Origin of the sequence: Streptomyces sp. NPDC059917, from assembly GCF_042730635.1 — a bacterium.
Classification (GTDB): Bacteria; Actinomycetota; Actinomycetes; order Streptomycetales; family Streptomycetaceae; genus Streptomyces.
The window spans coordinates 1-2373 of sequence record NZ_JBHWLC010000180.1 but is presented as its reverse complement, the minus strand read 5'-3'; the positions used below and the strand labels follow the sequence as shown (position 1 = coordinate 2373).

The window sequence follows — 2373 nt, the reverse complement described above, 5'->3', positions numbered from 1 at the left end:
GATCAGTCCGCGCGAGGCGCTGGCGATGGACCCGCAGCAGCGGCTGCTGCTGGAGACCGCCTGGGAGACCCTGGAACGTGCGGGGATCAAGCCCGCGTCCCTACGCGGCAGCGACACCGGCGTCTTCGTCGGCGCCATCCCCCAGGACTACGCGCCGGGCGTGCACGAGGTTCCCGCCGAGGTCGAGGGGTACGTCGGCTCGGGCGTCCTGACCAGCGTCGCCTCGGGTCGGATCGCCTACACCCTGGGCCTCGAGGGCCCGGCCCTGACCGTGGACACGGCCTGCTCGTCCTCCCTGGTGGCGTTGCACCTCGCCGTCCAGGCCCTGCGCCGGGGCGAGTGCTCGATGGCGCTGGCCGGTGGCGTGACCGTCATGTCGGCCCCCCGCATCTACATCGAGTTCAGCCGTCAGCGGGGTCTGGCGGAGGACGGCCGCTGCCGCGCCTTCTCCTCCGACGCCGACGGCACCGGCTTCTCCGAGGGCGTCGGCATGCTGCTGGTGGAGCGGTTGTCGGATGCGGAGCGCCTTGGTCATCCGGTGCTTGCGGTGGTGCGCGGTAGTGCGGTGAATCAGGACGGTGCGAGCAATGGTCTGACGGCGCCGAACGGTCCTGCGCAGCAGCGGGTGATCCGTCAGGCGTTGGCTTCGGCGCGGTTGTCGGCGGCTGATGTGGACGTGGTGGAGGCGCACGGTACGGGTACGAAGCTGGGCGATCCGATCGAGGCGCAGGCGTTGATCGCGACGTACGGGCAGGAGCGGTCGGAGGATCGTCCGCTGTGGCTCGGCTCATTGAAGTCGAACATCGGGCACAGCCAGGCGGCCGCGGGTGTCGGCAGTGTGATCAAGATGGTGATGGCGATGCGGGCGGGTGTGCTGCCGCGCACGCTGCACGTGGAGGCGCCGTCGCCGCACGTGGACTGGTCGGCGGGCGCGGTGCGGCTGCTGACGCAGGAGCAGGAGTGGGCGCGGGACGAGGCCCGTCCGCGGCGGGCGGCGGTGTCGTCCTTCGGCATCAGCGGAACCAACGCGCACGTAGTCATCGAGGAACCTGGCGTGAGCGCCGAGCCGGAGGCTGCGGAACCGGTCGCCGAGGGTCCGGTGCCGTGGGTCCTGTCGGCCCGTACGGAGTCGGCGCTTCGTGACCAGGCGCTGAGACTGAGGCAGTTCGTCGAATCGGACACGTCCGTGCGTCCGGTGGACGTGGGGTTCTCGTTGGCGAGCACGCGTGCGGTGTTCGAGCATCGTGCGGTGGTGGTGGGCGCGGACCGGGCGGAGCTGCTGGCCGGGTTGGAGTCCATCACCCCTGCGGTTGCCGGGGCCGGTGGGACGGCGTTCCTGTTCACAGGGCAGGGCAGCCAGCGGGTGGGGATGGGGCGTGAGCTGTATGCCACCTCGCCCGTCTTCGCGGCTGCGTTCGACGCGGTGTGCGCGGAGCTGGACGGGTACTTGGGTCGGTCGTTGAGGGATGTGGTGTTCAGCGATCCGGATGGGTTGTTGGATCAGACGCGGTTCACGCAGGCTGCGTTGTTCGCGGTGGAGACGGGGTTGTTCCGGGTCGCGGAGGCGGCTGGGGTGCGGCCGGATGCGTTGATCGGTCACTCGGTCGGTGAGCTGACGGCCGCCCACGCGGCCGGGGTCCTGTCACTGGCGGATGCGTGTGCGCTGGTCGCGGCGCGGGGCCGGCTGATGCAGGCCGCACGGGCGGGCGGCGCGATGCTCGCCATCGCCGCACCCGAAGCCGAGGTGACCCCGCTCCTCGGCGAAGGCGTCGATCTGGCTGCGGTGAACGGTCCGGCTTCCGTGGTCGTCTCGGGTGACGAGGATGCGGTCGAGGTGATCGCGGAGCATTTCCGGGCCGCAGGTGTGAAGGTCAAGCGGCTCACGGTCAGTCACGCCTTCCACTCCCCGCACATGGACAGCGTCCTGGACGAGTTCCAGGCCATCGCTGCCACCCTCAGCTTCAACCCGCCCTCGATCCCGATCGTCTCCAACGTCACCGGTCTGATCGCGACGGCCGAGGAGCTGACGGATCCCGCGTACTGGGCGCGGCACATCCGTGGCGCGGTCCGTTTCCATGACGGCCTCACCACGCTCCAGGCGCAGGGGATCACCACCTACCTCGAACTCGGCCCGGACCCGGTCCTGACCGCGATGGTCGAGGAGGGTGCCACGGCCGCGTTCCTGCGCAAGGGCCGTCCGGAGGACCGTACGGTCATCGCCGCGCTCGCGGCGGCGCACGCCACCGGTTCGGATGTGGACTGGAGCGGCTACCTCGCTGGTGGGCGGCGGATCGATCTGCCGACCTATGCCTTCCAACGCACCCGGTACTGGCTCGAGGCCACCACCCGGACCGACGTCACCACCGCGGGCCT

Annotated in this window: 1 protein-coding gene; it reads left to right on the top strand. The window is 70.6% G+C overall.

Annotated features, from left to right (window positions below):
• Positions 1–2373: type I polyketide synthase (locus ACFWAR_RS39300; protein ID WP_385788508.1), on the top strand; the 2373-nt coding region annotated here is incomplete at both ends.